We start from the raw sequence: 25,848 nt of genomic DNA on the forward strand, positions 1-25,848 counted from the left end.
ACTAAACGAGTGTTCAATCGTCGAGCAAGGGGTCGGCGCGAGTTTTGTGACGCGAGTTTCGTCGGCGCCGTTCCCGGCCCGGTCGGCGCTAGGGTCGGAGGTATGGCTACCGGCACATCGACGACGGCAGAACATCTCCGCGCAGCGCTGGACGGACCGTGGCGCGCGCTCCGCGACCAGGCGCGAGCTCAGCTCGCCGACGAACGCTTCAGCGGCGACCCGGAACTCGACATCCACGCGGCCAGGGCGCGCGTGCTCGAACAGATGAAGATCATCGCGACCCTCGGCTACCCGGAACGCGGCTTCCGGTCCGAACACGGCGGCACCGGCGATCCGGGAGGCGCGGTCACCAGTCTGGAGATGCTGGCCTACGCCGACCTGTCGCTGTGGGTGAAATCCGGTGTGCAGTGGGGACTGTTCGGCGGCGCGGTGGAGAACCTCGGCACCGAACGGCACCGCGAATACATCAAGCGGGTGATCTCCCTCGACCTGCTCGGCTGCTTCGCGATGACCGAATCCGGGCACGGCTCCGATGTCGCGAACCTCGAGACCACGGCCACCTACGATCCGGCGACCCAGGAATTCGTGGTGCACACCCCGACTCCGTCGGCGCGCAAGGACTACATCGGCGGTGCCGCCGTCCACGCGCGGATGGCGGCGGTGTTCGCCCAGCTCATCACCGGCGGCGAGAACCAGGGCGTGCACTGTCTGCTGGTGCCGATCCGTGACGAGCTCGGCGCCGACCTGCCCGGCGTGACCACCTATGACGACGGCCTCAAGGGCGGTCTGCCCGGAGTCGACAACGGCCGCATCGTCTTCGATCACGTCCGGGTGCCGCGGGAGAACCTGCTCAACCGGTACGCCGACGTGGCACCGGACGGCACCTACAGCTCCGACATCGAGAACCCCAGCCGCCGCTTCTTCACCACTCTCGGCACGCTGGTCCGCGGCCGGGTCAGCGTGGGCGGCGCCGCCGCGGCCGGTGCGCGCGTCGCGCTGAGCATCGCGGTCAGGTACGCGCTGGCGCGGCGCCAGTTCGCCGATCCCGACACCGGCGCCGAGACGCTGCTGATGGACTACCGCAGCCATCAGCGCAGGCTGCTGCCGCTGGTCGCGAAGTCGTTCGCGCTGGCCTTCGCGCAGAACGACCTGGTGCGCCGGATGGACCTGATCCAGTCCGGGCGCGAAACCGACCCGGCCGCCCAGCGCGCCCTGGAGAAGCGCGCGGCCGGCCTCAAGGTCGCCCAGACCCGCCACGCCACCCGGGCCATCCAGGAGTGCAGGGAGGCGTGCGGTGGCGCGGGCTATCTCACCGAGAACCGCCTGGTGACGCTCAAGGCCGACACCGATGTGTTCACCACCTTCGAAGGCGACAACGTCGTCCTGACCCAGCTGGTCGCCAAGGAACTGCTCACCGCCTACTCCGACGAGGTCCGCGATCTCGACGCGCTGGGCTGGGTGCGCTTCGCCGCCACGATGGCCGGTGACGTGGTGCGCAAGCAGACCGGTGTGCGCCAGCTGATCCAGACCCTGCGCGACCGCTCCGACGAGTCCGTCGACGAGGGTGACCTGTCCAAGCGCTCGGTCCAGCTGCAGCTGTTCGCCGATCGCGAGGACTACCTGTTGCGGACCGCCGCGCACCGGCTGCGGGCCAGGGCCGCCGACACCGGGCCCTTCGAGGCGTTCAACAACGCCCAGGACCACATCCTGGCCGCCGGCTCCGCGCACATCGACCGGCTGGTGCTCGAGGAATTCGTCGACGGGATCGCCGAGATCGAGGACCCCGCGGCGAAGGAACTCGCCGAAACCGTCTGCGATCTCTATGTGTACGCGACGCTGGAGGAGAACCTGGCCTGGTACATCATGCACCGGTTCATGTCGGTGGAACGGGGCAAGTCGGTGCGGCGCGGCGTGAACGAACTCGTCGACCGGCTGCGCCCGGACGCGCTGACCCTGGTGGAGGCGATGGGCGTGCCCGAGACCATGCTGCGCGCCGAAATGCTGCACGACGCCAGCGTTTTCGACCGCGCCTAGTCGACGGGCCTGGCACGCGGCCTGCGCGCGAGCAGGCACAGCCCCATCGCCATGGCCGCGGCGGCCGCCGCCCCACCGACGACATCGGTGGGGTGGTGGTAGCCGAGTTCGGCCATGCCCGGGGTGATCACGAGTATCGCGAGCACGGTGAGCACCGCGACCACGATTCGCGTGGTCGTGCTCGTCACCAGGCACGCGAACGTCGTCGCGACGGCCACCAGATGGACGGTGTGCCCGCTCGGATAGGCGAGGTAGTCCTCGATCCGCCTGTCCCACAACGGTTTCAGCAGCCAGGTGTTGATCGCGAGGATCACCTCGGGCACCACCAGCATGGTCACCGCGCGGCGCCGGTCCCGCCGCGCGGCGAACCACGCGCAACCGCACAGCAACAGGAGCAGCACCACCGGGCCGTCGCTCGGCGCGACGAGCACCTCGGCGACGCCGGGGGAGAGGGCGGACGCGGCGGGCTCGGCGATCGCGGTGTCGAACGCATTCGGCCCGCCGTCGTCGGGGAAGGTCAGGGGGAGCGCGGCCGTGACCGCGGCGCCGACGCCGATCGCCGTCGCGCGGGCCACGGTGACCGCACGCGCGGAACTCTCGTCGAACACGCCCCGACGGTAGCGGAACCGCTCAGGCCGGGCCGTAGGTGAGTACCGCGGTCACCACGAACCACAGCACCCACACGATCGCCACGATCATCCCGATGGCGAGGGTGATCCGCAGGAACGCGCGGCCGAAGTCGAGATCGCCGCCGACGCGCGGGTAGAGCTTCCACGGGCTGTACCAGGGCGCGACCAGCCCGCGCGACTGCAGCTGCCGCTCGAGCTCGGCCTGTTCCTCGGCGTACTGCTCGGCCTGGGCCTGGGTGGGGCCGCCGTGCCAGAGGGTGACATCGATCGGCCCGAGGAAACCCTCGTTGAGCAGATCCTGCGGGGCGGGCAGATACGGCAGGATGCCGAGGCCACGGAACGCGATGGCGATGTCGTTGGCGGTCCAGCGATTGTGTTCCTTCTCGGCCAGCACCTCGAAATACTGTTCGAGCCGGTGCGGGTCGTCGGTGACGATCACGTCGAAGCTGGGGTCGCTCCAGCCCTGGTGCACATCGATCTGTGCCCCCGGCTGCGGCACGATGACGCCGAGGCCGTGCACCGCGCGCTGTCCGAGCCCGCGCGCGGCCAGATAGTCCTGCAGCGCGAAGGTGTGTTCGCGTGACCGTTCCAGCGGGGTCGACTTCTCCCCGCCCGCGAACTGCGCCGGCTCGCCGGAGACCATCCACGGGCCGTTGAGCGGGATCTCCAGCACGCCGTCCTGCGCGACGGTGAAGGTCTCCGCCTCGATCACCACGCAGCTGGTCGGCGTCCACACCACCGCGTCGAAATGGTGCAGGCGGTCGTCGTGGAACAGACTGCAGTTGATGGTGGCGACGCCGTGCGGGCTGGCCGGATCCTTCCAGGTGCGCAGCCAGTCGATCAGTGCGAGCTCGGCATCGGTGCCTGCCGCATTCTGCACGCGCACGAGCATGGGGACCGCCCTTCTGGGTCGTTGGCGCCGCGGGCCGAGAACCGTTGGCGTACATCGTAGCTCGGTGACGTGCCGAAGCCGGGCAGGACGGGGGTGGTGTTCAGCTCGGCTCGGCCTCCAGCCTGCCCGCGTCCACCGCGGCGACCAGCTCGGCGTGATCGGCCTCGGTCCGGTCGGCGTAGCGCACCGCGAAGGCCGCGATCGCCTCGTCGAACTCCTCGCCGTCGTCGTCGAGGTAGCCGGCCAGGGTGCGCGGGTCGAGCGACCGCGCGTGCGCCCGCGCCAGCAGCGCGCCCGCGAGCCTGCCGTAGTCGTCCAGATCGTCGGCCGACAGCCCAGCCGGGTCGATACTGCCCTTGAGATTGCGGAACTGGCGCACGATCACCGGGATCTGCCGGTCCAGGTGCAGCGTCGACCAGCCGAGCAGGATGTCGGTCTCGGATTGCACGCTGCGGGCGCCGACCACGATCCGCTCGCCCTCGTGCCGGGGCGCGGCAGGCGGGAGGAAGGGGGCCAGCGAGGACGGATTCGCCTGCTTGACCTGCAGCACCAGCGACTCGCCGTCGTTGCCGTGCAGCAGCGCGACATAGCTGTGCAGGCCCACACTGCCGGTACCGACGATGCGGAACGCCACGTCCGAGACCGCGAACCGGGCCAGCAGATTGCGCCGCGACTCGCGGATGGTGCCCGCGTACCGCTCCAACCCGTCGATCACCGCCTCGGCGACCCGCTCGTCGACGGCGGTCAGGATCGGCGGATCGCTGACGAAGCGATGCTTGCTGATGTCGGTCTCGTGGTCGTCGAGCTGTTCGGTCCACTTCGCGACGACCTTGGCGCTGGTGTTCTTGCGCGCCTTCTTGGCGGCCTTCTTGAAGTCGTCGAGCAGGTCCTCGGCCTTGGCCTCGGTGAGGATCGACTCGTCGTGCATCGCGGTCCACGACTGCAGGAACGGCATCTCGGCGAGGTCGGCGGCGGTACGGCGGTAGGACTTGGCGGCGTCGCGGGCGGCGCGCACGCAGTCGTCGGCGTCGGCGCCGCTCTCCCGGCCCGCCAGCACGAGGCTGGCCGCGAGGCGCTCGAGGTCCCATTCCCATGGTCCGAGGATCGTCTCGTCGAAATCGTTGATGTCCATGACGATCTCGCCGCGCTGGGTGCCGTAGAGGCCGAAGTTCGCGGCGTGGGCGTCACCACAGATCTGGGCGGGCAGGCCGCTGTCCGGGCCCGCGGCGAGGTCGGCGGCCATCAGCCCGGCGGCGCCGCGGAAGAAGGTGAACGGCGAGGCGGCCATGCGGCCGATCCGCAGCGGGATCAGCCGGTCGATCCGGCCCGCGTTGCTCGCCTCGACGAACTCGAGCACCGTCGGCCTGCGCGGGCTCTCGGCGGCCCGGTCGCGCGTGCGCACCGGCACCCTGGCACGGGCCGCGCGCCCGCGTTCGCGTGCGTCCTCGGCGGAGACGTAGGAGCGCAGATCTATACCACTGTCGGACACAACCGCCCAGGTTAGCGGTAGGCCGGGGGAATCGGCAGCGCGACCGCCCGCGTGGGCACACGGTGGCCGGATTTTCGGCGTGTGCGGATGGCGCGGGTAGGGGTCGGTGCGGTATGCAGGGGCGTGGCAACCGAATCGGGAACGCCGGAGACCAACGACACCACACCGGGTGGCGTGTTCAGCGACCGCATCCTGACCGTGCCCAACGTGCTGAGCCTGCTCCGGCTGATCGGCATCCCCGTTTTCCTCTGGTTGATGCTGGTCGAGCGGGCCGACGGCTGGGCCTTCGCCTTGCTGATCGCCAGCGGCTTCACCGACTTCCTCGACGGGAAACTCGCCCGGCTGCTCGACCAGTCCTCGCGCCTGGGGGCGCTGCTGGATCCCCTCGTCGACCGGCTATACCTCGTGACGACACTCGTGGCGTTCGTCGCACGTGGGCTCATCCCGTGGTGGATCGCGGTGATCCTGATCGGCCGCGATCTCGTGCTCACCCTCACGCTGTCGGTGTACAAGCGGCGCGAGCTGCCCGCACCGGAGGTGATCTACCTCGGCAAAGCCGCCACCTTCGCGCTCATGTCCGCGCTGCCCTGGCTGCTCACCGGGGAGATGGACTGGGCGGGGGCGGGTTTCGGCTGGGCCTTCGGCTGGGCACTGCTGATCTGGGGCACCGCGCTGTACGTCTGGACCGGGGTGCTCTACGCGGGGCTGGCGGTCGCCGTCGCGCGATCCATACCGCCTGTGCCGCACCGGGGGAGCTAGTCGATACTGTTGCGTGCAACGTTCACGACGAAAGGACGTCCTGTGACCCGGACCCCTGAGGATCTGCGCTACACCGAGGAGCACGAATGGGTGCGGCGGACCGGCCCCACGGCGGTTCGTGTCGGCATCACCGACTACGCCCAGTCACAACTGGGTGACGTCGTGTTCGTCCAACTGCCCGACGTCGACAAAGAGGTCACGGCGGGTGAGAGCATCGCCGAGGTCGAGTCGACCAAGAGCGTGTCCGACATCTACGCCCCGCTGGGCGGCAAAGTCGTTGCGGTGAACGAGGATCTGGTGTCCGCGCCGGAGACGCTCAACTCCGATCCCTACGACGCGGGCTGGCTGTTCGAGCTCGCCTTCGACGACGCGGCGGCCCTGGATTCCGCCCTCGCCGAACTGCTGGATGCGGCGGGTTATCAAGGAGTTACCGAGGGCTGAGCAAGCCTTCACAGTTCTCCCTGCACGGGTACGCCCCGGCAGGGTACGGTCAAAGCCAAGCGGATACGTCGGGGAATCGACGCCGGGATCTTTTCCTGGCGATGGGATCGCGCCGGTCGTGTCGCCGGAATACAGCACCTGCTTGCATGGATAATCAGGTTCGAGGAGGAGAGAAACGGTGAGCGAGAACAGGGACCCGGGTTACGGGGAGACCGCGGCCGAGACGACGTCGGTCTTCCGCGCGGACTTCCTCAACGAGGTCGACGCGTCGCGCTCCGGAGAGCCGACCGGCGAACAGCCGGTTCAGGGCGTCGAGGGCCTGCCGGTCGGCGCGGCCCTCCTGGTGGTCAAGCGCGGCCCGAACGCGGGCTCGCGTTTTCTGCTGGATCAGCCGACCACCTCGGCCGGCCGCCACCCTGACAGTGACATCTTCCTCGATGACGTCACCGTCAGCCGTCGGCACGCGGAGTTCCGTCAGGACGACGACTCGTTCCAGGTCGTCGATGTGGGCAGCCTCAACGGCACCTACGTCAACCGGGAGCCGGTGGACTCCTCGGAGCTGCAGAACGGCGACGAGGTCCAGATCGGCAAGTTCCGGCTGGTCTTCCTGACCGGTCCGCGTGCGCAGGCGAACGAATCGGCGTCGGGCGCGGGGTCGCGATGACCCCTACGGTGCTGGAGTCCGCGAAGGGCGCAGTGCTGTGACTGGGGCGGCGCAGTGGGCGCGCGGAGGAATGTCGATCGGCTCCGTGCTCGACCTGTTGCGACCAGATTTTCCTGACATCACCATCTCCAAGATCCGGTTCCTCGAATCCGAGGGCCTGATCCGGCCGGAACGCACGCCGTCGGGGTACCGCCGCTTCTCGGTGGCCGACTACGAACGGCTGCGTTTCGTGCTGACCGCGCAACGCGATCAGTATCTGCCGCTGAAGGTGATCAAGGAGCAGTTGGAAGCGATCGACAGTGGTGCGGCGACGCTGGGCGTGCGTGAGGCGCGCGCCCGCGCGCATTCGCGCCACGGCAGCGCGGAGGCCGGGTCGTCGGTACCCGGCTCCGCGCGCGCCGGCAACGGCGACGCGGCGGCCGAACCGGCGCCGCCGCGCCGGCTCGGAGTGGTGCCCGGCGAGATCACGCCCGAGGAACTCCGGGTCGAGGTCGCGGTGCGGCTCACACGCGCCGATCTCCTCGAGAAGGCGGGCATCGACGACCGGTTCCTCGACGACCTCCTGCGCGCTGGCCTCATCGTGCCCGGCGCGGGCGGCTTCTTCGAATCCGACGCGGTGACGCTGGCCAACGCGGCCAAATCGATGGCCGAATTCGGGCTGGAGGCCCGGCATCTGCGCGCGTTCAAGCTGGCCGCCGACCGCGAGGCGGCACTCGTCGCCCAGATCGCCGCGCCGATCGCCAAGAGCCGGGACGCCGACGCGCGGGCCAGGGCCGAGGAGACCGTCCGCGAGCTGGCGGCGCTGTCGCTGAACCTGCACGCGGCACTGGTGAAGGCCGCCGTGCGCGCCGCGCTCGGCAACTGACACACCCGGGCGCCGGATCCGGTATCACCGGAGCAACACGCGGATTTCGGCTCGATCGTCCCCGTTGCGCGGCCGGGAATTCGCCTAGACTCGTGGGTACGGCGAGCGGGGCAAGCGGTCGTGCCCGTCGGCGGCGAGTATTGGGAGGACAGGATGAGCGAGGTGCAGGCGTGAGTGAGATGCGCGTCATCGGCATCCGTGTCGAGCAACCACAGAACCAGCCCGTGCTGTTGCTGCGGGAGGCGGCGGGCGAGCGGTACCTGCCGATCTGGATCGGGCAGGCCGAGGCCACCGCGATCGTGCTCGAGCAGGAGGGTGTCACCCCGATCCGTCCGCTCACCCACGATCTGATCAAGATCCTGATCACCGAGCTGGGTCACACCCTCAAGGAAGTGCGGATCGTGGATCTGCAGGAGGGCACCTTCTACGCCGATCTCGTCTTCGACGGTGATCTGCGGGTCTCGGCCAGGCCGTCGGACTCGGTGGCCATCGCGCTGCGGGTCGGCTGCCCGATCTTCGCCGAGGAACCGGTGCTCGCCGAGGCCGGGCTCGTGATGCCCGACGAGCGCGAGGACGAGGTGGAGAAGTTCAAGGAATTCCTGGAGTCGGTCTCGCCCGACGACTTCAAGGCCACCGACAGCTGAGTCACTTGATGATCTTCTAGACCTGAAGTAGAGGTCGAGGGAATCGCCGCGTGCGGTGCTTGGTTCGACAACCCTGCGCGTCCGACAATGGCAGGAGTAATCTCGAAAGTCGGGCAACATCCGTCGTGACTCCGGTACTTCGAGAACGTCGGCAGAGCAAGGAGTGGTCAGTGGAAGAGCAATCGCAGGATGTGGTGCAGCCTGGCTTGTTCCCGGACGACTCGGTTCCGGACGATCTGGTGGGCTACCGTGTGCCGAGCGCGTGTCAGGTCGCCGGCATCACCTACCGTCAACTCGACTACTGGGCCCGGACCGGGCTGGTCGTACCGTCCATCCGGGGTGCCGCCGGGTCGGGGAGCCAGCGGCTGTACTCGTTCAAGGACATCCTCGTCCTCAAGATCGTGAAGCGGCTGCTGGACGCGGGCATCTCTTTACAGAACATCCGGATCGCGGTCGATCATCTGCGCAGCCGGGGTGTCCCGGACCTGGCCGGGATCACCCTGTTCTCCGACGGCACCTCGGTCTACGAGTGCACCTCGCCCGAGGAAGTCGTCGATTTACTGCAGGGTGGGCAGGGCGTCTTCGGAATCGCGGTCAGCGGCGCCATGCGGGAACTGACCGGAGCGATCGCCGACTTCCCGGCCGAGCGGGCCACGGCGATCACCGACCGCCCGGAGGACGAACTGTCCTACCGGCGCAAGGCGCGGGAGAACCGCAAGACCGGCTAGCGCCGACGTGACGAGCGCTACACCCCCGGCGCGCCCCTGGTGGCGCGGCCGGGGGTTTGCTGCATTTAGACTCGATGGTGCGTCGCCGCCGTGCGGGAGAGTCCTGGGTTCAGCCGAGTCCGGGCGCCGAAGGAGCAGCACCTCCCCGTCAATCTCTCAGGCAACAGGGACCGCACGGTGATTCGACGCCTCTGGAAAGCGGTGGCATCCGGCTGCCCGCCCACGGGGAAAGGGGCACGGCCGCCTGCGGTCGGGTCACCGAATCTCTCAGGCGCCACGACAGAGGGGGAGGGCTGGTACCCGTCGACCGCGCGGTCGACCCGCCCGACCTTGGAGCAGCCGTGACCCGTTCGTTCGCCGACCGCCACATCGGACCCGATTCCGGCGAGCTCGCCCGGATCCTCGAGACCGTCGGCGTCGACTCCCTCGACGCGCTGGCGACCACCGCGCTGCCCGCCACGATCCTCGACGAGTCCGGTCTCGGCGCGCTGCCCGCGCCCGGCACCGAGCACGAGGTGCTCGCCGAACTGGCCGCGCTGGCGCACGCCAACACCGTCGCCACCTCGATGATCGGCCTCGGCTACTACGACACCCTCACCCCGCCGGTGCTGGTGCGCAACCTGCTCGAGAACCCGGCCTGGTACACCGCCTACACGCCGTATCAGCCCGAGATCAGCCAGGGCAGGCTCGAGGCGCTGCTGAACTTCCAGACCATGGTGTCCGACCTGACCGGCATGGACGTCGCCAACGCCTCCATGCTCGACGAGGCCACGGCCGCCGCCGAGGCGATGACGCTGCTGCGGCGCGCGGGCAAGTCGAAGTCGAACCGGCTGGTCCTCGACACCGACCTGTTCCCGCAGACCAAGACCGTCATCGGCACCAGGGCCGAGCCGCTGGGCATCGAGCTCGTCGAGGCCGATCTGTCCGCCGGTGTGCTGCCCGAGGGCGAGTTCTTCGGCGTCATCGTGCAGACTCCCGGCGCGTCCGGCCGGATCGTCGACCACACCGCGCTGTTCACCGCGGCCCACGAGCGCGGGGCGCTGGTGGCCGCGGGCGCCGACCTGCTGGCGCTGACCTTGATCACCCCGCCCGGTGAGCAGGGTGCCGACGTGTGTTTCGGTACCACCCAGCGGTTCGGTGTGCCGATGGGCTTCGGCGGTCCGCACGCCGGATACCTCGCGGTGCGGACCGCGTTCGCCCGTCAGCTGCCGGGCCGCCTGGTCGGCGTCTCGGTCGACGCCGACGGCGCGCCCGCCTACCGCCTCGCGCTGCAGACCCGCGAACAGCACATCCGCCGCGAGAAGGCGACCTCCAACATCTGCACCGCACAGGTGCTGCTGGCCATCGTCGCCGCCATGTATGCCAGCTACCACGGCGCGAACGGGCTGCGCGCCATCGCGCGCCGGGTGCACGGGCACGCGGCGGCGGTCGCGGCCGGGCTCGGCGCCGCGCTCGTCCACGACACCTTCTTCGACACGGTCCTCGCCCACGTGCCCGGCACCGCGGAAGCCGTTGTCGCGAAGGCGAAGTCGCAGGGCATCAACCTGCGCCTGGTCGACGCCGACCATGTCGCCATCGCCTGCGACGAGGCGACCACCGACACCCACGTCGCCGCGGTGATCGAATCCTTCGGCACCGCGCAGGCGCCCGGGTCCGGTGCGGGCAACCAGCCCGCCACCATCGAGACGCGCACCTCGGACTACCTCACGCATCCGGCCTTCACCCGCCATCACACCGAGACGGCCATGCTGCGCTACCTGCGTTCGCTCTCGGACAAGGACATCGCGCTGGACCGCAGCATGATCCCGCTCGGCTCGTGCACCATGAAGCTCAACGCGACCGCCGAGATGGAGGCCATCACCTGGCCCGGGTTCGCCCGGCTGCACCCGTTCGCGCCCACCGAGGACGTGCCGGGCATCCTGCAGCTGATCGGCGATCTCGAGCAGTGGCTCGCCGAGATCACCGGGTACGACGCGGTGAGCCTGCAGCCCAACGCGGGCAGCCAGGGGGAGTACGCGGGTCTGCTCGCGATCCGCCGCTACCACCTCGACCGCGGCGACGATCATCGCGACACCTGCCTGATCCCGTCGAGCGCGCACGGCACCAACGCGGCCTCGGCGGCCATGGTCGGCATGCGGGTCGAGGTCGTGAAGTGCCGCGAGAACGGCGACGTCGACCTCGACGACCTGCGCGCCAAGATCGCCGACCACGCCGAGCGGCTGGCCTGCATCATGATCACCTACCCGTCCACGCACGGTGTGTACGAGCACGAGGTCGCCGAGCTGTGTGCCCTGGTGCACGACGCGGGCGGGCAGGTGTACGTCGACGGCGCCAACCTGAACGCGCTGGTCGGGCTCGCCCGGCCGGGCCGCTTCGGCGGCGATGTGAGCCACCTGAATCTGCACAAGACCTTCTGCATCCCGCACGGCGGCGGTGGCCCCGGTGTCGGTCCGGTGGCGGTGCGGTCGCATCTCGAGCGGTACCTGCCCGGTGACCCGCGCGAGGCCGGCTCGCACGCGGTCTCGGCCGCCCCCTACGGCTCGGCCTCGATCCTGCCGATCACCTGGGCGTACATCCGGATGATGGGCGCCGAGGGCCTGCGGTCGGCCACGCTGACCGCCATCGCCTCGGCCAACTACATCGCCCGTCGCCTCGACGCCTTCTTCCCGGTGCTCTACACCGGCGAGAACGGCATGGTCGCGCACGAGTGCATCCTCGACCTGCGCGAGATCACCAAGCGCACCGGCGTCACCGTCGACGACGTGGCCAAGCGCCTCGCCGACTACGGCTTCCACGCCCCCACCATGAGTTTCCCCGTGGCTGGCACGCTGATGGTGGAGCCCACCGAGAGCGAGAACCTGGAAGAACTCGACGAGTTCATCGCCGCGATGATCGCGATCCGCGGCGAGATCGACCAGGTCGCGGCCGGTGTGTGGCCGGTGACCGACAATCCGCTGCGCGGCGCCCCGCACACCGCGGCCAGCCTGGTCGGCGACTGGGACCACCCCTACAGCCGGGAAGTTGCGGTGTTCCCGCGCGGCGTCGCCCACACCCGCCCGAAGGTCTGGCCCCCGGTGCGCCGCATCGACGGCGCCTTCGGCGACCGCAACCTGGTCTGTTCCTGCCCGCCTCTGGACGCCTACGAGAACTGACCCTCCGCGCCTGGGCCCCGCCGACGACCGTCGGCGGGGCCCACGCGTATCCGGCCGGTTAGTCGCCGAGCGGAATCGTCGCCACAGCGGCCGCGGTGTCGGCTGCTCGGCGGGCGTCGGCGTCGGTGACCGGTTCGTGGGTGATGAACAGTCGGTGGAACACCGGAGCCACCGCTGTTCGGATGATCTCGACGGCGTCGACGCCGGGGGCGAGTTCGCCCCGGGCGACGGCGCGTTCGACGAGTACGGCCGCGTCCCGATGCCTGGCTTCGTAGAACGCGCGGAGCGCCGCCGCGGCCTGCGGGTCGTGCATGCCGGCGATGATGAACGCGGTGGCCAGGGGAGCGGTGTCGGGGTCGTCGAAACTGTCGCGCAGCAGAGTGGTGAGGCCGCGCAGGTCGCCGAGGAAGCTGCCGGTGTCCGGGATCGGCCACGGTTGACCCAGTGCCCGCTCGAGCGCGTCGGCGACCAGTCCTTCCGGTCCCCGCCAGCGCCGGTAGACGGTGGTCTTGTGGACCCCTGCCCGCTGGGCGACGGCATCGATCGTCAGGCCGAGGTATCCGTGCTCGGCGAGCTCGGCCACGGTCGCGTCGAGCACGGCCTCGCGCACCCGTGCGCTGCGGCCGCCGGGACGGCGTTGCGGTTCCAAAAACAACTCCTGTTGCGTTAGTGGCGAATCGTTGCTAGCTTAAAGCTACACGAGTTGCGATTGGAGTACTGCTTGGCCACTCAGATGACCCTGCGCGGAGTATCGAAGTCCTATACGGACCGGCCCGTGCTGGACGGTGCGACCGCCACGATCCGGCCCGGTGAGCGGATCGGGATCGTCGGCGAGAACGGGTCGGGCAAATCGACCCTGCTGCGACTGCTGGCGGGCGTCGACCGCCCCGACGCCGGAACGGTCACCGTCTGCGCCGACGGTGGTGTCGGCCATCTCGCCCAGACACTGTCCGGTGTCACCGTCGCCGACGCGATCGACCACGCCCTGGCGGAGCTGCGCGAGCTGGAACGCGGCCTGCACGCCGCCGCCGAGGCCCAGGACATGGACCGCTACGGCGACCTGCTCACCCGGTTCGAGGCACGCGAGGGCTACACCGCCGAGGCCAGGGTGGAGGCCGCCATGCACGGTCTCGGCCTGGCCGGCATCGCGCGGGATCGCTTGCTGGACAGTCTTTCCGGTGGCGAACGTGCCCGGTTGGGCTTGGCGTGTCTGCTGGCGGCGTCCCCGGAGGTGCTGCTGCTGGACGAACCGACGAACCACCTCGACGAGCAGGCGCTGACCTGGCTGGAGGAGCGCCTACGCACCCATCACGGCACCGTGGTCGTGGTCTCGCACGACCGGATCTTCCTGGACCGGGTGGTCACCGCCGTGCTCGAGGTCGCCGACGGCGGGCTGACCCGCTTCGGCGGCGGCTACAGCGGTTTCCTCGCGGAGAAGGCCGCCGCCCGGGTGCGCTGGGAACAGGCCTACGAGCAGTGGTGCGCGGAGATCGCGCGACTGGAGGAGTTCGCGACCGGCACCGCCCAGCAGGTGGCGCACGGACACGCGATGAGCGACAACAACAAAATGGCCTACGACCGCAACGCGGGCCGGGTGCAGAGTTCGGTCGCCTCGCGGGTGCGCCAGACCACCGAGCGGCTGCGCCGGTTGCGGGCCGATCCGGTACCCCGTCCGCCCGAACCCCTGTGTTTCCGTGGGTGTTTCGCCGCCACGGGGGCACGGCCGGAATTCCGGATCGGTCCGGTGACGCTCGGTGCGCACGACAGGCTGCTCATCCACGGCCCCAACGGCGCGGGCAAGTCGACCCTGCTCGACGCCCTCCACGCGGACGCGCCAGGGCGGGTGGGCTACCTGCGCCAGGAGGAGCGTTTCGATCCGGAGCGCACGGTCACCGAGACCTACGGTCTGGGTCGCGCGGCCCTGCTCGCGACCGGACTGTTCGCGGCCGAGCTGCTCGACCGGCCGGTGGGCACCCTCTCGGAGGGGCAACGGCGGCGCCTTGCACTGGCGAAAGTGCTGGCGGGCGAACACGATCTGCTGCTGCTCGACGAACCGACCAACCATCTGTCGCTGACGCTCGTCGACGAGGTGGAGCGGGCGCTGCACGACTACCGGGGCGCGGTGGTCGTGGTCTCGCACGATCGCGCGCTGCGCCGCCGGTTCCGCGGAATACAGAAGGGAATTCAGGACTTTGGCTGAGATCGCAAGGGTTGTCGAAGTGCCCGGCGCGCCGTACGGCGTGACCGTCGGCCCGGACGGCGCGCTCTGGTTCACCCTCGTCGCGCAGGGCATGATCGGCCGCTACGCCGACGACGACGTGAGCACCTTCCCGCTGCCCCAGTCGGACGGGCAGCCCACGGTGATCGTCGCCGGGCCGGGGGAAGCATTGTGGTTCACCGAGTACCAGGGCGACAGACTCGGCCGCATCACCGCCGACGGCACGGTGACAAGCGTGGCCGCGCGTGGCCCCTACGGTGCGTGCACCGGTCCCGACGGCGCGCTCTGGTTCACCGAACTGGCCGCAGGGCGGGTGTGCCGGCTGGCCGCCGACGGATCGGTGACCGGCGTCGCGGTCGACGGGATGCCGTCGATGATCACCGCGGGATCCGATGGCGCCCTGTGGTTCACGGTGAACCAGGGCAACGCCGTCGGCCGCGTCGACCTCGACTTGTCCCTGACCGTGTACCCGCTGCCGACGCCGGCCGCCGCGCCCGTCGGCATCACCGCGGGCCCGGACGGCGCGCTGTGGTTCACCGAGATCGGCGCGGGTGCCCTCGGCCGCGTCAGCACCGACGGCACCGTCACCGAGTTCGCCCTGCCCGACCGGAATGCCCGCCCGCATGCCATTGTCAGCGGCCCGGACGGCGCCCTCTGGTTCACCGAATGGGGCAGCGGCGCCCTCGGCCGCATCACCGTCGACGGAACGATCGACCACCTGCCGCTCCCCGGCGCCGAACCGCACGGCCTCGCCGTCGACGCGGCGGGCCACCTCTGGATCGCGATGGAATCCGGTGCGCTCGTGCAGGTCTCACCCTGACGGGTCCTGCTGACGCTGTCGTCGGAGCAGCTCGCGCAGGCCCGGTGCGGTCGCCACCCGTGGCCGGGTCGAGGGAGCCCGGTGACAACCTCGAGCAGCCGCGGTGGACAGGCGTCGCTGATCACCTTATCGGTGTCGGTGACCGGCGAACCCGGCCGGCCTGCGTGATGAACTGTGTTGCCGTGCGGCTGTTCCGGGTCAGGGCGTCGTGAGCGCCTTGACGACCGCGGTGCCGAAGCCGAGGTCGTTGCTGGTGGGCAGGCGGGTGTAGGTGCCGCCGGTCTGGGCGGCGACGGTCTGCAGGGTCTGGGTGCCCTGACCGCCGATGACGATGACGTCGACACGGACCGGAGCCTTCGCCGAGGTCGCGGCGGTGATCTGCTCGATCAGCGCGGGCCCGGTGAGGGTGGAGTCGTCGTCGGGCCCGTCGGTGATCACCAGGATCGAATTGGTGCGGCCGGGGGAGTAGGCCGCGACCGCCGCCCGGTAGGCGGCGAGCAGGCTCGGATAGGCCTGGTCGGAGCTGTTCGAGGACGCCTTCACGCTGGTGACGGCCGAGCCGACGGCATTGCGCTGAGCGTCGGTGAGCAGCGCGGTGGGTACCTGCGTCTTGTACGGGGTGGTGCCGTCGAGGTTCTTGCCGAACGTCCACAGCCCGAGACCGAAGTCCGGCGGCATCACCGTCAGGGTCGAGGCGACCGCGGCGCCGGCGTTCGCGAGCCGGGTGGTGGACCCCTCCGCGGAGCCCATCGACGACGACACATCCAGCAGCACCGTGGCATTCACGCCGAGCACGGGATTCGCGAGCGTCGACCGCACCTTCTCCAGCGCGGCCTTGTCCGGGTTCGCGGGCGCCGCGCCGATGGCGGGGCCGAAGCCCTCCGCGGCCAGCGCGCCCGCCTGCTCGGGGGCGCGCAGGAAGTCGATGAACCGCGACGCGATCAGGTTCTGCGTCTTGTCCACCCACGGACCCGACAGCAGCGCGGCCGGATAGTCGGCCAGCGGTGCCGTGCCGACCGGCCGGAAGGCGGTGAGCCCACCGGTGCGCAGCTGCTGCTCGGTCGCGGCGACCGCGTGCACCTCGTCGGCACGCGGGTCGGCGCTGACCGCCGCCATCGCCGAGGCGAGGTCGGCGGGTTCCTGAGCGCCCGCCGCGAGCCCGGAGATCGCCGCGACGACCTGTCCGGAACCGGCGGCCTCGGCGGTGAGCGGGTCGGTGCCCGACACCGCGCCACCGACAGCGGCGGCGGCGGCCGTGGTGGCGTCACCGGCGGGCAACGCCATCCGCAGCCCACCCCAGCCGGACAGCCCGACCTCGTCGAGCGAACCCTGTTGCAGCCGAGGCAGATCCGCCCACGCGACCTGATGCTGTTCGAGGGCCTGCCGCAGCGCGTCGGGCACCGCGAGCACGATCGGGCTGGTCGCGACGGAGGCGGGCGTCCCCTCGATCAGTCCGGGCACCCTGATCTGATCGATCGAACGGCTGGAATCGGCGACCCACAGCCCCGGCTTCGCGCCGAGCGCCGGATCCCAGGCGGCGATGTCGGCCAAACCCGCGGCGACTGCCGTCGACGGGTGTACGGCCACCCGCACCTGCGCGCAGTGATCGCGCACCCGCGGCTTGCTCGCGTTGAACCGATCCGCCGCGGCGCGCACCGGGCCCGCGATCGCCGGATCGACGGTGACGTCCAGCGCCGCCGGACCCTCGACGCATTCCGCCGCCGCGGCGTCGTCGCTGCTGGCGGCCCGATCGCTGAGCTGGAACCAGGCGAACACGGCCACGAGCACCAGCACGAGTACTGCCGCCGCGATCACCGGTCCCTTGCTGATTCCCCGAGATCTGGCCGCGCTGCGATGAGTACCCACGCGGCAAGTTTAAGGACATCGATCGATGCCGTCGCACGGCGCATGCCGGTGCCTATCGCCCTGGTCACACGACGGGGCCGGGTGTCACGACGGACACCCGGCCCCACCGCTCATTCGCGGATCACCCGGCCGCGGTCGTACTCACGACCGCCCCAGACACCGGACTGACCGGTGCGCGCCGCGTACTCGGTGCACCCCGCGAGCAACGGGCACCCGGCGCAGATCCGGCGGGCGTAGTCGAAGTCCTGCGACGGGTACGGAAACCACGCCTCGTGGTTCGGGTCGCCCCGGCACGCGGCCCGGTGCCACCGGCCCGAATCGGACAGGGTGAGCAGTTCGGTCAGTGCGAGTTCGGTGGTGGTCACGGTGCGTACTCCTTCCAGATCCGGCGCTGGGTGCGAGCCAGCGGGTCGGGAGCCTTGGGCTCCCACAGCAGCCGCATCCCCGCCTCTTCGGGGGTGCGGTCGGCCTTGCTCGTGTTGCACGGCCCGCAGCAGGCGATCAGGTTGCCCCAGGTGTTCGGTCCGCCCCTGCTGCGCGGGCGGATGTGGTCGACGGTCTGGGCCCAGCTGTCGCAGTAGCCGCAGCGGTGCCGGTCGCGGCGCAGGACCGCGGCCAGCGTCGCGCGGCTGTCCTCGCCCACCGGGGCGAGGTGGCCGAGGTAGACGTAGCGCAGCAACCGGATCGTCTCCGGCAGCGCGATTTCGAGCCGCTGGGAGCGGATCGGGAACCGCGGCGCGCGGTCGATCACGGATTCGGCGGCGCCGCTGAGCAGCAGGGTCACCGCCCGGTCGGCGGTGATCTCGTCGAGCGCCTCGTAGCTGGCGTTGAGCACCAGCACGCGGCTGTGTATCCAGGATTCGGCGGTGGGCACCACCGGGTCGACGGCATGACGAAGCAACATCGGGATCACCATGTTTCACAGAAAGAATTGAGCAGAGAAAGGGAAAAAGAATGCCGGCGTCAGCGCCGCGCGATCAGGAGACGACCGCTCTCGGCATGGCGCCGCTGCTTGGTCGCCGTATCGGCGACCGGTGCTGCGAACCCTGACTCATGCTGTCGCACAGGGTATTCCACGATCGTCTCCTCCTCTCCGTACTGCTCCGGCGGCCTCGCCCGGTGCGATCGGCCGCGTGGGAATCATGGTGACATACGGCGCCGGAATTGTCGGGTGATTTATTTCCGGTCGGCGGCTACGAGTTCGGCGCAGCGTTCCCCGACGAGCATCACGGTGATATTCGGATTCACCGTCGTGTGCGCCGGGAACACCGAGGCGTCGGCCACCCGCAATCCCGCGACGCCCTTGACCCGCAGCTGCGGGTCGAGCGGGCTCATCGGGTCGTCGGCCGGACCCATCCGGACCGTGCCCACCGGGTGGTAGACGGTGTTGTGGGTGCGCCGGATGTAATCGGCCAGTTCGGCGTCGGAGTTCACCGACGGACCCGGATACAGCTCCCTGGCCACCCAGTCCGCCAGCGGCGCCGCGGCCGCGATCTCGCGGGCCTTGCGCAGCCCGGCGATCATCACCCGCAGGTCGTGGCCCTCGGGGTCGGTGAAGTAGCGGGGATCGACCCGGGGCTTGTCGCGGAAGTCGCGCGAGCGCAGCCGGACCGTGCCCCGTGATCGGGCGTGGGTGACGTTCGGGGTGAGGCAGAAGGTGTTCTCGGCGGTCGGGTAGCCCTGCCGCAGCGTGTGCATGTCGAATGGCACGCTCCCGTAGTGCATCATCAGGTCGGGCCGGTCGAGGCCGTCGACCGTGGTGGTGAAGATGCCTGCCTCCCACCACTGCGTCGAGGTGCGCACCATCGGCCGGGTCGTCTCGAACCCGATCACGCCCTCCGGATGGTCCTGCAGATGCGCGCCGACACCGGGGGAGTCGACCAGCACCTCGATGCCGTGTTCGCGCAGGTGATCCGCGGGACCGATGCCCGAGAGCATGAGCAGCTTGGGTCCGTCGACGGCGCCCGCGGACAGGATCACCTCGCGCCCCGCGCCGATCCTGGTGGTGCGGCCGAACGCGTTGTCGGTCAGGTCGACCCCGACGGCGCGGCCGTCCGCCACGACGATCTTCTTCACCCACGCGCCGGTCCGGACGGTGAGGTTGGGCCGGTCCAGGATCGGGTGCAGATAACTCACCGAGGACGAGGCCCTGGTGCCGTCGGCCTGCCGGTTGATCTGGAAGAAGTTGGCGCCGTTGACGACTGTGCGTCCGGAGTTGAACTCGGCGCGCGGAATGCCGACGGCCTCGCACGCGTCGAGCACGGCGACACCGCACGGATCCGCCGGCGGCACCGTCATGATCTGCACCGGTCCGCCGCGACCGTGGTGCTCGCCCGGCGCGTCGTTGGTCTCGATCGCGGTGTACAGGCGATACACCGAATCCGCGCCCCACCCCGTGCAGCCGTGCTCGTGCTCCCAGGCGTCGAGGTCCTCGCGCGGCGCCCAGAAGGCGATGCAGCTGTTGTGCGACGAGCAGCCGCCGAGCACCTTGGCGCGGGCGTGGCGCATGAAGGAGTTGCCGTTCTCCTGCGGCTCGATCGGGTAGTCCCAGTCGTAGCCGGATTCGAGCAGCTCCATCCAGCGATCGAGACGCAGGATCGCCGGATCGCCGACATCGGAGGGTCCGGCCTCGAGCAGGCAGACCGTCACCGCGGGGTCCTGCGAGAGGCGCGCCGCGACGGCGGCGCCCGCGGAACCGCCACCGATGATCACGTAGTCGAACTCCGTCACTGCTGCTCCCCTCGATCGGCGAACCAGCCGGTGACGCCCGGCCGGAGGTTCTCGTAGACGTGCTTGGCCTCGCGGTACTCGTGCAGCCCGGACGGGCCGAGCTCCCTGCCCACCCCCGAATGCCCGAACCCACCCCATTCGGCCTGCGGCAGATACGGCCCGAAGTCGTTGACCCACACCGTGCCGTGCCGCAGCCGTGCCGCGATGCGCCGGGCGCGCGCCGCGTCGGCCGACCACACGGCACCGGCCAGGCCGTACTCGGTGTCGTTGCCGATGGCGACCGCCTCGTCCTCGGTGGTGAAGGTCTCGACCGTGACGGTCGGGCCGAACGCCTCGTCGTGCACGCACGCCATGGCGCGGGTGGCCCCGTCGATGACGGTCGGCAGGTAGAACCAGCCGTTGTCGAGGGACCCCGAGCCCTGGTCGCCGGTGGCGAACGCGCCGCCGGTGCGGATCACGGCGCCCTGGGCGCGGGCCTGCTCGACGTAGGCGTGCACCTTGTCGCGGTGGGCCGCGGAGATCAGCGGTCCCGTCTCGGTGCCCTCGGCGAACGGCAGGCCGAGGCGGATCTGTTCGGCGCGCCGCACGAGCTCGTCGACGAAGCGATCGTGCGCGGAGGCCTCGATCACCAGCCGAGCGCCCGCCGAGCACACCTGGCCGGAATGCAGGAACGCGGCGTTGAGCGCGTTGTCGACGCAGGCGGCGAGCCGCTCGTCGGTGTCGCAGGCGTCGGCGAACACGACGTTCGGATTCTTGCCGCCCAGCTCGAGCGCCACCTTCTTCACGGTGGCCGCGGCCTCGCGGGCGATCACCTTGCCGGTGGCCAGGCCGCCGGTGAACGAGACCAGGTCGACATCCGGATGCGACGACAGCGGCGCCCCTGCCGTCGCGCCCGCCCCGAGCACGAGATTGGCCACCCCCGGCGGCACACCGAGGTCGTCGAGGACGGTCATCAGCAGGATCGCCGTGTGCGGGGTGAGCTCGGCGGGCTTGAGGACGAAGGTGTTGCCCGCCGCGAGCGCGGGCGCGATCTTCCAGGCCGCCTGCAGCAGCGGATAGTTCCACGGGGTGATCAACCCGCAGACCCCGACCGGCTCGTAGACGATCCGGGAGTCGACATCGGGCGACCCGGCATCGACCACCCGGCCCGCGTCCTCGGCGGCGAGCTTGCCGAAATAGCGGAAGCAGTTCGCGATGTCGGACATGTCGATGTCGGATTCGTAGGGGCGTTTGCCGGTGTCGAGGGTCTCGGCCCGGACGAAGTCGGCGCGCCGATCGTCGATGGCGTCGGCGACGCGCAGCAGCAGGTCACCGCGTTCGGCGGCCGAGGTCCGGCGCCACGAGCCCTCGTCGAAGGCCCGCCGCGCCGCGGCGATGGCGGCGACGGTGTCCTCGGCGTCGGCTTCGTCGACCACGCCGACGAGGGAACCGTCCGCCGGACAACGGATGTCGCGGGTCCGGCCGGAGGCCGCGCGCCGCCAGGCGCCGTCGATGTAGAGGGTCTCACTCATGGGCTGGTCCCTTCACAGTTCGCGGTCGGCGGTGTCGGCATCGCCGGCTTCGGGCTCGTGGTGATCGGTGGCGGTGCGGCGCAGGTGCAGGTAGCCCAGATGCCGCTCGTACTGGTCGAGGATGTCGCCGATCGTCTGCTCGCGGGTGTACCCGTTGAGCGAATACCCCTGCGAGCCCTCCGACAGGTACACCTCACAGCGGAAGTAGCGGTCACCGGAGCGTTGCGCGAGCACCGCGTAGGTCGGCGCGGGCGCCGAGACCGGGCACACCATGTATTCGAAGCGCGGTTCGTTCGCCTGGTCGACGACCAGGCGCGGGGAGGGCAGGCCTTCGTGCTGCTCGGATTCGTCCACGGTGGCCGTGACGCCCATGCGGTCGAACTCCGCCGCGACCTCGCGCATCGCGGGCACGACGGTGTTGGTGACGAACTTCCTCGTCGCCGTGGGCCCGGGGTAGTGGACGGTGGCGATGAGCCTGCGCCGCCAGCTGCTGTAGTCGTTGGGCCCGCGCCCCGCCGCGATCGCCTTGGGCAGGGAGGTGCGGTAGCTGTCGATCTTGTAGGACTCGTTGCGCACCGCGCGCAGCATCGCGATGCCGATCAGCGCCAGGACGAAGGAGAACGGCAGGCCCATGATGATCGTGGCGTTCTGCAGCGTGGTGATCGAGCCCCCGGCGCCGGCGAACAGCATCGACAGCGTCAACAGGCCGATGGCGGCCGACCAGAAGATGCGGGTGCTGCGCGCGCAGTCGGCCATGGGGTCGGGCAGTTTCGAGGTGAAGTTGCCCATCACCAGCGAGCCGGAATCCGCGCTGGTCACGTAGAACAGCAGACCGGTGACGGTGGCGATGCCGAGCAGGAAGGTGGCGCCGGGATACTTCTCGAGCAGCGAGTAGAAGCCCAGTTCGGCCCTGGCCGCGGTCTGCTCGGCGAAGGAGCGGTCTTCCCTGGCGACCTCGAGCGCGCTGTTGCCGAACACCGAGATCCACATCAGTGTGAAACTGAACGGCACGACGAGGACGCCGAAGACGAACTGGCGCAGCGTGCGTCCGCGCGAGATGCGGGCCAGGAACAGGCCGACGAACGGCGCCCACGCCACCCACCACGCCCAGAAGAACAGCGTCCAGCTGTCCAGCCAGGTCGAGGGCGCGTTCGGCGATTCCGGATTGCGTTCCCAGGCGAAGGTGTCGAGGGTCCGGTCCAGGAAGGTCGACAGGTAGTCGCCCGCGTTCTGGGTGAGCCCGTTGAGCAGGAAATCGGTGCGCCCGGCGACCAGGATGTAGATCAGCAGCGCGATCGCCATGATCACGTTCAGCTCGGACAACCGGCGGATGCCCTTGTCGACGCCGGTGGTGGCCGAGATGGTCGTGATGGCGACCGACAGCGCGATGAGCCCGATCTGAGCGGCCTTGCCCTGCGAGATGCCGAACAGCTGGTTCAAGCCGTAGTTGAGCTGGACGATGCCGATGCCCAGCGAGGTGGCGATGCCGAAGATCGTGCCGAGCACCGCGGCCACGTCGATCGCGTCGCCCCAGCGGCCGTGCACCCGCTTGCCGAAGATCGGGTAGAGCGCGGCGCGGATGGTCAGCGGCAGGTTGTGCCGGAACGCGAAGTAGGCCAGCGCGCCACCCATCAGCGCGTACATGGCCCAGCCGGTGACGCCGTAGTGGAAGATCGTCCACGTCACCGCGTCGCGGGCGGCCTGATCGGTGCCGGGTTCGCCCAGCGGCGGGCGCAGATAGTTGTAGACCGGTTCGGCCACGGAGAAGAACATCAGGTCGATACCGATGCCCGCCGCGAACAGCATGGCCGTCCAGGAGAACAGGCTGTACTCCGGACGCGATTCCTCCGGACCCAGCCGGTACTTGCCGTAGCGACTGGCACCGAGGAAGACGACCAGGCCCAGGATGGCCGTGGCCAGCACGAAGTACCACCAGCCGAACCAGGTGGAGATGAAGGTCTTCACCTCGCCGACGACGGTCTCCGCGCTCGACGGCGAGGCCAGCGCCCACAGCGCGAAGGCGAGCACGATCCCCGCCGCGAGCAGGAACACGGGCAGGTTGACCGAGCGCCGGTCGGCGACCGGATGCACCGGGACCGCGTCGTGCGCGGTCCCGGCAGGTGTTTGGTCAGAGCTGTCGTCCCCGGGTTTGCTGACACCACCCATGCCGGGAAGGCTAGTTCGTGCGCACCCGCATGTCCGGGACCTCGACCGGCCTCGCCGGCCGCGTGTTGAGCCGCTGAGCGGCCCGGTTCAGTGGTTGCCGACCTCGTGCTCGAGCCTGCGCGCCACCAGATCGCGAGCCTGTTCCCGCAGTGCCGGACGGTAGCCGCTCGGGTACACCGGATCGGCGGGCGCGTAGTTCTTCAGCACCTCCTTGGCCAGGGTGATCTTGTGGACCTCGGTGGGTCCATCGGCGATGGCCATCACCTCGGCGTAGGTGGTCATGTCCAGGAACGGCAGGTCGGTGCTCACGCCGAGCGCGCCGTGCAGGTGCAGCGCGCGGCGGGCGATGTCGTTCATCACGGTCGGCATCGCGACCTTGATGGCGGCGATGTCCTTGCGGACGGCCCGATAGTCGGCGGCCTGGTCGATGCGCCAGGCCGTGCGCAGCACCAGCAGCCGGAACTGCTCCATCTGGATCCAGCTGTCGGCGATGCGTTCCTGGGTCATCTGGAAGCCGCCGAGCACACCTTTGCGGGCCGGTCGCGACACCGCGCGCTCACACATCATGTCGAACGCCTTGCGTACCAGCGCCACCGTGCGCATCGCGTGGTGCACCCGGCCGCCGCCCAACCGGGTCTGCGCGACCACGAACCCGGCGCCCTCCGCGCCGAGCAGGTGGTCGGCGGGCACCCGGACATCGGTGAAGCGCAGATGTCCCTCGTGCTCACTGAATCCCGGCACGGTGAAGTTGCGCACGATCTCCAGACCCGGGGCGTCGGCGGGCACGATGAACATCGACAGCCGTAGGTGCGGTTCGGCGTCCGGATCGGTCACCACCATCACGATGTGGAAGGTGGCGAACTCGGCGGCCGAGTTGAACCACTTCTCGCCGTTGATCACCCACTCGTCGCCGTCGCGGACCGCGGTGGTGCGGAAGGCCGTCGGATCCGAGCCGCCGGTGGGCTCGGTCATGACGTAGCAGGACCCGATCTCGCCGTCCAGCAGCGGCTGCAGATACTTCGCCTTCTGCTCCGGGGTACCGAAGTGCGCCAGGATCTCGGCGTTGCCGGAATCCGGTGCCTGACAACCGAAGACGAGCGGCGCCCACATCGAGGTCCCGAGCACCTCGTTGAGCAGGGCGAGTTTGAGCTGACCGTAGCCGGGTCCGCCCAGTTCGGGGCCGAGGTGGCAGGCCCACAGACCCTGCTCCTTGACCTGCTGCTGCAGCGGCCGCATGAGCGCCCGGATCTCGGGGTCGGTCCGGTCGTAGGGATTGGGGTAGAGCAGATCCAGCGGTTCGACCTCGGTGCGGACGAACTCCGCCACCCAGTCGAGCTTGCGCTGGTACTCCGGGTCGGTCTCGAAATCCCAAGCCATGGTCAGCCTTTCGTGTCGGCGCCCGCGGCGGTGAGCCCGGACAGGACGGTGTCGGTGAGGATGTCGGCGATCTCGGCGGGGGAGCGCGTGCCGCGCTCGCGGTACCAGTAGCCGAGCGAATTGAGCATGCCGAGCAGGCCGTTGGTGACGACGTGATCGGCGGTCCGCAGCAGGCCTGCCGCGTATCCGGCGTCGAGCACGTCCTGCCACCGGCGCTGCAGGCGGTCGCGCAGTCGCTGCAGATCGGCAGCGCGTGCACCGGTGAGCGCGTCACCGTCGCGCAGGTGCACCGCGACCGCGCGCCGGTGCGTGACGATCAGTTCGACGTGGCTGCGGATCAGCAGGCGCAGGGTCGCGACCGGATCGGCGCCGCGGTCGACGATGCGCTCGGCGTCGGCGAGCAGCAGGCGGGTGTAGTCGCCGAGGATCTCCCACAGGAGTTCCTCCTTGGAGCCGATGTGGTAGTACAGCGCGCCGCGCTGGACATCGGCCCTGGCGCCGATCTCGGCGACGCCGGTGGCGTGGAATCCCCGCTCGGCGAACAGGTCGAGGGCGGCGGCCCGGATGCGCGCCCCGGTGTCGGCGGCCCCGCGCTCGCTCGCGCGCGGCCTGCCGCGGCGGCGCACCGGAGCCACGGGCTCGTCGGGTCGCGCGCTGGTCACGGTGTCTCCACTCGGCCGGTAAATGTTCCGGTCAGTACATTATTCCGGGCGGTGCCTACAATCAAGAGGTGAGCCGCCACGCCCACCGCGTCGACCCGGCGCTTCGGCGTGGCGGAATGGTCGAAGCCCCTGAGGCGTTCGTACCCACACGAGGTGTCAGCACTACCCACGGGTAACATGACATCGACTTTCCCACCCGGC

The 25,848-nt window shown here is 70.0% G+C and carries 22 protein-coding genes and 1 riboswitch; of the genes, 10 read left to right on the forward strand and 12 right to left on the reverse strand.

Annotation, left to right across the window (positions count from 1 at the left end):
- Nucleotides 1-102 precede the first annotated feature (102 nt).
- Entirely contained in the window at nt 103-2,034 is a 1,932-nt protein-coding gene (locus AB0H56_RS20745; RefSeq protein WP_357165562.1) for an acyl-CoA dehydrogenase, read from the forward strand.
- On the opposite strand, the gene AB0H56_RS20750 is transcribed toward AB0H56_RS20745, so the two are convergent.
- The 3 genes from AB0H56_RS20750 to AB0H56_RS20760 form a co-directional block, all read right to left on the reverse strand.
- Nucleotides 2,031-2,642, reverse strand: a complete 612-nt coding sequence (locus AB0H56_RS20750; RefSeq protein ID WP_357165565.1) for a phosphatase PAP2 family protein — start codon at nt 2,640-2,642, stop codon at nt 2,031-2,033. The two genes, AB0H56_RS20745 and AB0H56_RS20750, sit on opposite strands and share 4 nt — an antisense overlap.
- Before the next feature lie 22 nt (nt 2,643-2,664).
- On the reverse strand, nt 2,665-3,543 hold the full coding sequence (locus AB0H56_RS20755; protein WP_357165568.1) for a nuclease-related domain-containing protein: 879 nt from the start codon (nt 3,541-3,543) through the stop codon (nt 2,665-2,667).
- Between the two features lie 112 nt (nt 3,544-3,655).
- Nucleotides 3,656-5,044 carry a DUF2252 domain-containing protein gene (locus AB0H56_RS20760; protein ID WP_357165571.1) on the reverse strand — a complete coding sequence of 463 codons (1,389 nt, stop codon included), beginning with the start codon at nt 5,042-5,044 and terminating at the stop codon, nt 3,656-3,658.
- Nucleotides 5,045-5,167: 123 nt separating this feature from the next.
- Here AB0H56_RS20760 and AB0H56_RS20765 point away from each other — a divergent pair, with 123 nt between their 5' ends.
- From AB0H56_RS20765 to gcvP, 7 genes are all read left to right on the forward strand, one after another.
- Nucleotides 5,168-5,803 (forward strand): CDP-alcohol phosphatidyltransferase family protein, encoded by a 636-nt coding sequence (locus AB0H56_RS20765; RefSeq protein WP_357165574.1) that lies wholly within the window; start codon nt 5,168-5,170, stop codon nt 5,801-5,803.
- Between the two features lie 42 nt (nt 5,804-5,845).
- Nucleotides 5,846-6,244 carry a glycine cleavage system protein GcvH gene (gcvH, locus tag AB0H56_RS20770; RefSeq protein ID WP_357165576.1) on the forward strand — a complete coding sequence of 133 codons (399 nt, stop codon included), beginning with the start codon at nt 5,846-5,848 and terminating at the stop codon, nt 6,242-6,244.
- A 178-nt stretch (nt 6,245-6,422) separates the two neighbouring features.
- Complete coding sequence (locus AB0H56_RS20775) at nt 6,423-6,908, forward strand: FHA domain-containing protein (protein ID WP_110041099.1); 486 nt, start codon at nt 6,423-6,425, stop codon at nt 6,906-6,908.
- 70 nt (nt 6,909-6,978) lie between these two features.
- On the forward strand, nt 6,979-7,773 hold the full coding sequence (locus AB0H56_RS20780) for a MerR family transcriptional regulator (RefSeq protein ID WP_357165579.1): 795 nt from the start codon (nt 6,979-6,981) through the stop codon (nt 7,771-7,773).
- 170 nt (nt 7,774-7,943) lie between these two features.
- Nucleotides 7,944-8,417: a bifunctional nuclease family protein gene (locus AB0H56_RS20785; protein WP_019046780.1), complete on the forward strand. Its 474-nt coding sequence runs from the start codon at nt 7,944-7,946 to the stop codon at nt 8,415-8,417.
- A gap of 170 nt (nt 8,418-8,587) precedes the next feature.
- Nucleotides 8,588-9,145, forward strand: a complete 558-nt coding sequence (locus AB0H56_RS20790) for a MerR family transcriptional regulator (protein ID WP_110041101.1) — start codon at nt 8,588-8,590, stop codon at nt 9,143-9,145.
- A gap of 83 nt (nt 9,146-9,228) precedes the next feature.
- A riboswitch (glycine riboswitch) is annotated at nt 9,229-9,328 on the forward strand.
- Nucleotides 9,329-9,486: 158 nt separating this feature from the next.
- On the forward strand, nt 9,487-12,297 hold the full coding sequence (gcvP, locus tag AB0H56_RS20795; RefSeq protein ID WP_357165583.1) for an aminomethyl-transferring glycine dehydrogenase: 2,811 nt from the start codon (nt 9,487-9,489) through the stop codon (nt 12,295-12,297).
- 58 nt (nt 12,298-12,355) lie between these two features.
- Here the strand turns inward: gcvP and AB0H56_RS20800 are convergent, their stop codons facing one another.
- Entirely contained in the window at nt 12,356-12,946 is a 591-nt protein-coding gene (locus AB0H56_RS20800) for a TetR/AcrR family transcriptional regulator (protein ID WP_357165586.1), read from the reverse strand.
- A gap of 72 nt (nt 12,947-13,018) precedes the next feature.
- Between AB0H56_RS20800 and AB0H56_RS20805 the strand changes: the two genes are divergently transcribed.
- Nucleotides 13,019-14,497, forward strand: a complete 1,479-nt coding sequence (locus tag AB0H56_RS20805) for an ABC-F family ATP-binding cassette domain-containing protein (protein ID WP_357165589.1) — start codon at nt 13,019-13,021, stop codon at nt 14,495-14,497.
- Complete coding sequence (locus AB0H56_RS20810) at nt 14,490-15,335, forward strand: virginiamycin B lyase (protein WP_357165592.1); 846 nt, start codon at nt 14,490-14,492, stop codon at nt 15,333-15,335. The genes AB0H56_RS20805 and AB0H56_RS20810 overlap by 8 nt, the downstream gene beginning before the upstream one ends.
- Nucleotides 15,336-15,533: 198 nt before the next feature.
- On the opposite strand, the gene AB0H56_RS20815 is transcribed toward AB0H56_RS20810, so the two are convergent.
- From AB0H56_RS20815 to AB0H56_RS20850, 8 genes are all read right to left on the reverse strand, one after another.
- Nucleotides 15,534-17,201: a VWA domain-containing protein gene (locus tag AB0H56_RS20815; RefSeq protein ID WP_357165594.1), complete on the reverse strand. Its 1,668-nt coding sequence runs from the start codon at nt 17,199-17,201 to the stop codon at nt 15,534-15,536.
- Between the two features lie 110 nt (nt 17,202-17,311).
- Nucleotides 17,312-17,566 (reverse strand): WhiB family transcriptional regulator, encoded by a 255-nt coding sequence (locus AB0H56_RS20820; RefSeq protein ID WP_232998661.1) that lies wholly within the window; start codon nt 17,564-17,566, stop codon nt 17,312-17,314.
- Entirely contained in the window at nt 17,563-18,105 is a 543-nt protein-coding gene (locus AB0H56_RS20825) for an HNH endonuclease (RefSeq protein WP_357165597.1), read from the reverse strand. The genes AB0H56_RS20820 and AB0H56_RS20825 overlap by 4 nt, the downstream gene beginning before the upstream one ends.
- Before the next feature lie 272 nt (nt 18,106-18,377).
- Nucleotides 18,378-19,931: a GMC oxidoreductase gene (locus AB0H56_RS20830; protein ID WP_357165600.1), complete on the reverse strand. Its 1,554-nt coding sequence runs from the start codon at nt 19,929-19,931 to the stop codon at nt 18,378-18,380.
- On the reverse strand, nt 19,928-21,442 hold the full coding sequence (locus AB0H56_RS20835) for an aldehyde dehydrogenase family protein (RefSeq protein WP_357165603.1): 1,515 nt from the start codon (nt 21,440-21,442) through the stop codon (nt 19,928-19,930). The genes AB0H56_RS20830 and AB0H56_RS20835 overlap by 4 nt, the downstream gene beginning before the upstream one ends.
- Nucleotides 21,443-21,454: 12 nt before the next feature.
- Nucleotides 21,455-23,608: a choline BCCT transporter BetT gene (gene betT / locus AB0H56_RS20840; protein ID WP_357165606.1), complete on the reverse strand. Its 2,154-nt coding sequence runs from the start codon at nt 23,606-23,608 to the stop codon at nt 21,455-21,457.
- Nucleotides 23,609-23,695: 87 nt separating this feature from the next.
- Nucleotides 23,696-24,985, reverse strand: a complete 1,290-nt coding sequence (locus AB0H56_RS20845) for an acyl-CoA dehydrogenase family protein (RefSeq protein WP_357165609.1) — start codon at nt 24,983-24,985, stop codon at nt 23,696-23,698.
- A gap of 2 nt (nt 24,986-24,987) precedes the next feature.
- Complete coding sequence (locus tag AB0H56_RS20850; protein ID WP_357165612.1) at nt 24,988-25,647, reverse strand: TetR/AcrR family transcriptional regulator; 660 nt, start codon at nt 25,645-25,647, stop codon at nt 24,988-24,990.
- Nucleotides 25,648-25,848 lie beyond the last annotated feature (201 nt).

Source organism: Nocardia sp. NPDC050717 (assembly GCF_040654275.1).
In the GTDB taxonomy this organism is placed as follows: Bacteria; Actinomycetota; Actinomycetes; order Mycobacteriales; family Mycobacteriaceae; genus Nocardia.